Origin of the sequence: Arsenicicoccus sp. UBA7492 (genome assembly GCF_002479615.1) — a bacterium.
In the GTDB taxonomy this organism is placed as follows: Bacteria; Actinomycetota; Actinomycetes; order Actinomycetales; family Dermatophilaceae; genus Arsenicicoccus; species Arsenicicoccus bolidensis.
The window spans coordinates 1-6,087 of record NZ_DLOE01000042.1; the positions used below are offsets into that span (position 1 = coordinate 1).

The window sequence follows — 6,087 nt, forward strand, 5'->3', positions numbered from 1 at the left end:
CGTTTGTGAGCTGCGAGCGCGGGGAGTGCACGGTGTTGCGGGCGTGGGCGTGCTGGGTCAGCGGGCGGCGTTGAGCTCGTCCCGCCAGCGCAGCCACGGCTCCACGTGCTCCATCGGGTAGTCCGGCCCGCTGATGCCCATCGTGAAGGTCGTCGCGCCCAGCTCGAGCAGCGGTGTGCCCTCCACCTCTGGGGCCTCGGGTTGCCGCCCGTCACGCCCGCGTCCGCCGACGCCGACCGACATCTCGATCTCGGCGGGGTCCCGTCCGACCGAGGCGCAGTGGTCACGCAGGACCGACGCCTTGTGCGCGAGCTCCTCGCCCGTCGCGAAGGTGTGCCAGATGTCGGCGTGCTGAGCCACGATCCGCAGCGTCTTGCGCTCGCCGCCGCCGCCGATGAGGACGGGGATGTCGCGCGTGGGCGGCGGGTTGAGCGCCGCCCACCGCGCCTTGATGCGGGGCATCGACTCGGCGAGGTCGTCGAGCCGCGAGCCGGCGGTGCCGAACTCGTAGCCGTACGCGTCGTAGTCGCGCTCGAACCAGCCCGAGCCGATGCCGAGGATCAACCGGCCGTCGCTGATGTGGTCGACCGTGCGGGCCATGTCGGCGAGCAGGTCGGGGTTGCGGTAGCTGTTGCACGTCACGAGGGGCGCGAGCTGCACCCGCGTCGTCTGCTCGGCCCACGCGGCGAGCAGCGTCCAACACTCGAAGTGCGCACCGTCCGGGTCGCCGTTGAGCGGGTAGAAGTGGTCCCAGTTGTAGACGATGTCCACGCCGAGGTCCTCGGCCCGGCTGACGGCGTCGCGGAGCTGGGCATAGGTGGCGTGCTGAGGCTGCAGCTGGAGCCCGATGCGGATGGGGCGCGAGGCGGCGGCGGTCGTCATACGGTCAACTCTGGCCGACGAGCGCGGACCCCACCACCCGAGCACGACAACCTTGGCCCCGGGGAGCCCGGTCACTCGTGATCGTCAGCCCGGCGCGACGGGGTTTGTCGGTGCCAGGGCATAGGCTCGCGGATGTGTATGAGGGTGCTGTCCAGGATCTGATCGACGAGCTCGGGAGACTTCCCGGGGTCGGCCCCAAGAGTGCGCAGCGCATCGCGTTCCACGTGCTGCAGGCCGACCAGGTCGACGTGCAGCGGCTCGTGGACGCGCTCGTGCAGGTCAAGGCCAAGGTGCGCTTCTGCGTGGTGTGCGGCAACGTCGCCGAGGCCGAGCAGTGCCGCATCTGCCGGGACCCTCGCCGCGAGGCAGGTCTGATCTGCGTGGTCGAGGAGCCCAAGGACGTCGTCGCGATCGAGCGGACGCGCGAGTTCCGGGGGCGCTACCACGTGCTCGGCGGCGCGATCAGCCCGATCGACGGCATCGGCCCGGACGACCTGCGCATCACCGAGCTGATGGCCCGGCTCGGCAGCACCGAGATCACTGAGATCATCATCGCCACGGACCCCAACCTCGAGGGCGAGGCCACCGCGAGCTATCTCGCGCGGCTCCTCGGGCCCATGGGGCTCAAGGTCAGCCGCCTCGCCAGCGGTCTGCCGGTGGGTGGAGACTTGGAGTACGCCGACGAAGTCACGCTCGGGAGGGCGTTCGAGGGTAGGAGGATGCTCAATGTCTGAACCGACGATGGCCGACGACCTGGCCGCGGTGGAGCGCCAGACCGCTGAGGACGTGCGCGCCTTCTGCGACATCGTGACCGACGTGGCCAGGGGTGATGCGCCCGACTCCGCGATCCCCTTCCTGCTGCTGGGGCTCTCGCAGGTGCTGCTGACGGGTGCGCGCCTCGGGGCCATCCAGGACGTGGTGCTGGTCGAGAAGTTCGAGCCAGACCCCGGACCCGACGTCGACACGGACCCGGTCCGCGCCGGTCTGGCGCGGTTGTTCGAGGGGCTGGACGAGTATGCCGACGTCGTCGACCCCGTCACGTCCGTCGAGCTGACCGCGGGGTCCCTGTCCAACGACCTGGCCTCGATCGTCGTCGACCTGGTCCACGGCTTGCAGCACCACGAGGCCGGGCGTCCGGTCGAGGCGCTGTGGTGGTGGCAGTTCTCCTACCTGTCCTCGTGGGGCGACCGGGCGGCGTCGGCGCTGCGCGTGCTGCAGTCGGTGCTCGCCCACATCCGGCTCGACGCCGACGAGGAGATCGTGGCCGAGGCGGAGTTCGACGCGCTGCACACCTGAGTCAGCGGTCGAAGATCCGCGTCAGGTGATCCACCGCTGACGCCACGCCGTGCTCGGCGCGCACCTCGTCGCCGAGCCTGGCGGCCGCGACGGCACATCCGGGTGACAGAGCAGCTCGTATGCCGTCCGCCAGCCGCTCCGGGGTGAGCTCTCGTCGCGCGATGGCCGCCGGCCCGCAGCCGAGCGCGTGGACGCGCCGCCCCCAGTAGGCCTGGTCGCCCATGTGCGGCACCACGACCTGCGGCACCCCGGCGCGAAAGGCCGCCCCGGTCGTGCCCGCCCCGCCGTGCCCGACCACGGCCGCCATACGGGGAAAGAGCCAGTCGTGGGGTGCGCCCTCGACGGTGAGCGCGTCGTCGCCGGTCACGTGCAGGTCGGCGTTGCCGCGCAGGACCACGGCACGCACGCCCGCGGCCCGGACGGCCTCGGAGAGCAGCCGCGAGCTGGCCTCGGGGTCGGCCGCGCTCATCGACCCGAAGCCGACGTAGACCGGCGGCGGACCCGCCTCGAGGAAGTCGACGATCGTCGGGTCGGCGACGCGGCCGGGGACGTGGCCGCCGCCGTCGTCGAGGCCGGCGCCGCCCCGGAGCGTCCAGAAGCCCGTGACCTGCACGGGCATCGGCCAGTCGGGCGCCGGCGGCACGACGTGGGGACTCACCGCCATGAGCGTCGGCGTGGAGCGGATGTCGTGGAGGAGCTGACGCGGGCCGGGGCGCCGCAGGCCCAGGCGCCGGCGCAGCTCGGCCGCCACCGGCGCGATGACCGGTTGGACGGCCGTGGACGTGAGGGCGCCGACGGCCCGGTTGAGGATCGTGCGGCGGCCGGGGAGGGCGGCATACACGTAGGACGAGCCGAGCGAGGTCTGCAGGACCGGCGCGAACAGCGCGATGGCGTGACCGATCCCGGTGGCGCGGGCCAGCGCCCACCCGGCCTCGAAGGTCAGCGTGCTCGACAGCAGCACGTCGTGGTCGGGCGCCGCGCGCAGCAGGGTGGTGGAGACGACGTCGGCGGCCAGGGTGCTGACCTCGTGCATGAGCCGCAGCTCGGCGACGGTGCTGCGGGACGTGCCCCCGAGCCACCGGCGGCCGAGGTCGGTCCGGGACAGCTCGGCCACCGACACGCCGAAGTCCGTGTAGCCGAGCCCCGCCTCGCGGATCCACGCCTCGAAGTCCAGGGTCGCGGCCACGGTGACCTCGTGCCCCGCGGCGCGCAGGCCGAGCCCCAGGGCGACGAAGGGCTGGACGTCGCCGCGCGAGCCCCACGCGAGCAGCAGGTAGCGCACCTCCTGAACCTACCCGAGGCGGTCACATCGGCCCGCCTTCGCACGCCAGGCCGATGTGACCGCCTGAGGTAGGTCCATCGGCCTGGGTTCGACCCGACATCTCGGGATGCGGCGCTGACCAGGCGCGGCGGCTGCGCTCGCTAGGCTGGCACCGCCCCATCCCCGTCCCGAGAGGCGACACCGTGAGCCTGGTGGTCATGAAGTTCGGCGGTTCCTCCGTCGCGGACGCCGACAGCGTCAAGCGTGTCGCCCGCCGGATCGTCGAGACCAAGAAGGCCGGCAACGACGTCTGCGTCGTGGTCAGCGCCATGGGTGACAGCACCGACGAGCTCATCGACCTGGCGACCCAGATCAGCCCGCTGCCGCCGCTGCGCGAGATGGACATGCTCCTCACCGCCGGCGAGCGCATCTCGATGGCCGTGATGGCGATGGCGATCGCCAACCTCGGCTACACCGCCCAGTCGTTCACGGGCAGCCAGGCGGGCATCATCACCGACGAGCAGCACGGCAAGGCCCGCATCCTCGACGTAACGCCGGGGCGGATCCGCGGGGCCATGGACAACGGCCACATCGCGATCGTCGCCGGCTTCCAGGGCGTCTCGCAGGAGACCAAGAACATCACCACCCTCGGCCGCGGCGGCTCGGACACCACGGCCGTGGCGCTGGCGGCGGCGCTCGAGGCGGACGTCTGCGAGGTCTACACCGACGTCGACGGCGTCTTCACCGCCGACCCCCGCATCGTCCCGACGGCGCGCAAGCTCGACCGCGTGTCCAGCGAGGAGATGCTCGAGCTGGCCGCCAACGGCGCCAAGATCCTCATGCTGCGCTGCGTCGAGTACGCCCGCCGCTACAACCTCCCGATCCACGTGCGGTCGTCCTTCTCCCACAAGGAGGGCACCCTCGTCATGGACCACCCCGAAGGAGCAGACGTGGAAGCATCCCTGATCTCCGGAGTCGCGCACGACCGCAGCGAGGCCAAGATCACGATCGTCGGCGTGCCCGACAACCCGGGCAAGGCCGCCGAGGTCTTCGAGGCGCTGTCGCAGGCGGGCGTCAACATCGACATGATCGTGCAGAACGTCTCGGCCGTGGAGACCGGCCTGACCGACATCTCCTTCACCCTGCCCAAGACGGACGGCCCGCAGGCGGCCCAGTTCCTCGGCCGGGTCCAGGACCGCGTCGGGTTCCGGTCGCTGCAGTATGACGACCAGATCGGCAAGCTCTCGCTCGTCGGCGCGGGCATGAAGTCCAACCCCGGGGTGTCGGCGACCTTCTTCCGGGCGCTGGCCCAGTCGGGCATCAACATCGAGATGATCTCCACCTCGGAGATCCGCATCTCGGTCGTCACCCGCGACGACCAGCTCGACGACGCGGTGCGCGCCGTCCACACGGCGTTCGGGCTGGACAGCGCGTCCGGTGAGGCCGTCGTCTACGGCGGCACCGGACGCTGACGCCTGGCGGGCCTTCCGCCATACCGAGCTCGCTTGCTGCACTAGGAGACTGACATGAGCACTGGAGTCAACCTCGGCGTCGTCGGCGCCACCGGCCAGGTCGGCACCGTCGTCCTGCGGATCCTCGAGGAGCGCGACTTCCCGGTCGCCTCGCTGCGGCTGTTCGCCTCGGCGCGCTCCGCGGGCAAGACCCTGACCTATCGCGGGCAGGAGATCACGATCGAGGACGCCTCGACCGCCGACCCGAGCGGCCTGGACATCGCGATCTTCTCCGCGGGCGCCACGACCTCCAAGGCCCAGGCGCCGCGCTTCGCCGAGGCCGGGGTCGTCGTGGTCGACAACTCCTCCGGCTGGCGCAAGGACCCCGAGGTCCCGCTGGTCGTCTCCGAGGTCAACCCGGACGCGATCAAGGACCGCCCCAAGGGCATCATCGCCAACCCCAACTGCACGACCATGGCCGCGATGCCGGTGCTCAAGCCCCTCGCGGACGAGGCCGGCCTGCAGCGGCTCGTGGTCTCCAGCTACCAGGCCGTGTCGGGCTCCGGTCTCGCCGGCGTCGAGGAGCTGGCCGGCCAGGTGCGCCGCGGCACCGACGCGGGCGAGGGCGCCATCGAGGGCCTGACCCACGACGGGTCGGCCGTCGACCTGGGCGAGCCCGCCACGTACGTCGCCCCCATCGCCTACAACGTCCTGCCGATGGCCGGCTCGATCGTCGACGACGGCTCGCTGGAGACCGACGAGGAGCAGAAGCTCCGCAACGAGTCGCGCAAGATCCTCGCCCTGCCCGAGCTGCGCGTCTCCGGCACGTGCGTGCGCGTCCCCGTCTTCAGCGGCCACTCGCTGTCGATCAACGCCGAGTTCGACCGCCCCATCTCGGTGCAGCGGGCCACCGAGCTGCTGGCGTCCGCGCCGGGCGTCGAGCTGCGCGACGTGCCGACGCCCCTCGAGGCGGCGGGCGCCGACCCGTCATACGTCGGGCGCATCCGCCAGGACCAGTCCGTCGACGACGGCAAGGGCCTCGTGCTGTTCGTCGCCAACGACAACCTGCGCAAGGGCGCGGCGCTCAACGCCGTCCAGATCGCCGAGCTGGTGGCCGCCGAGCTGGGGTTGCGCACCGCCTGACCCGGCCGCCGCGCACCCGGCGCCCGCACGCCCAAAGATCGTGAGTGTTTCCTC

The 6,087-nt window shown here is 71.7% G+C and carries 6 protein-coding genes; 4 read left to right on the forward strand and 2 right to left on the reverse strand.

Features of this window, described 5'->3' with window-relative positions:
* Positions 1-57 precede the first annotated feature (57 nt).
* On the reverse strand, positions 58-882 hold the full coding sequence (locus B4E97_RS12130) for an LLM class F420-dependent oxidoreductase (RefSeq protein ID WP_286960033.1): 825 nt from the start codon (positions 880-882) through the stop codon (positions 58-60).
* Between the two features lie 134 nt (positions 883-1,016).
* On the opposite strand from B4E97_RS12130, the gene recR reads away from it, so the two are divergent.
* The gene (gene recR / locus B4E97_RS12135; protein ID WP_286960034.1) at positions 1,017-1,616 is read left to right on the forward strand and encodes a recombination mediator RecR; all 600 of its coding nucleotides are present in this window, start codon (positions 1,017-1,019) and stop codon (positions 1,614-1,616) included.
* Complete coding sequence (locus tag B4E97_RS12140; protein ID WP_286960035.1) at positions 1,609-2,178, forward strand: DUF5063 domain-containing protein; 570 nt, start codon at positions 1,609-1,611, stop codon at positions 2,176-2,178. Before recR ends, B4E97_RS12140 begins: the two co-directional genes overlap by 8 nt.
* Position 2,179: 1 nt before the next feature.
* Here B4E97_RS12140 and B4E97_RS12145 read toward each other — a convergent pair whose 3' ends face one another.
* Positions 2,180-3,460, reverse strand: coding sequence for a glycosyltransferase (locus B4E97_RS12145; protein WP_286960036.1), 1,281 nt, complete (start codon positions 3,458-3,460; stop codon positions 2,180-2,182).
* Between the two features lie 182 nt (positions 3,461-3,642).
* Here B4E97_RS12145 and B4E97_RS12150 point away from each other — a divergent pair, with 182 nt between their 5' ends.
* Positions 3,643-4,911: an aspartate kinase gene (locus tag B4E97_RS12150; protein ID WP_286960037.1), complete on the forward strand. Its 1,269-nt coding sequence runs from the start codon at positions 3,643-3,645 to the stop codon at positions 4,909-4,911.
* 54 nt (positions 4,912-4,965) lie between these two features.
* A complete protein-coding gene (locus B4E97_RS12155; RefSeq protein WP_286960038.1) occupies positions 4,966-6,033 on the forward strand; it encodes an aspartate-semialdehyde dehydrogenase in 1,068 nt (355 codons plus the stop codon).
* Positions 6,034-6,087: the final 54 nt, after the last annotated feature.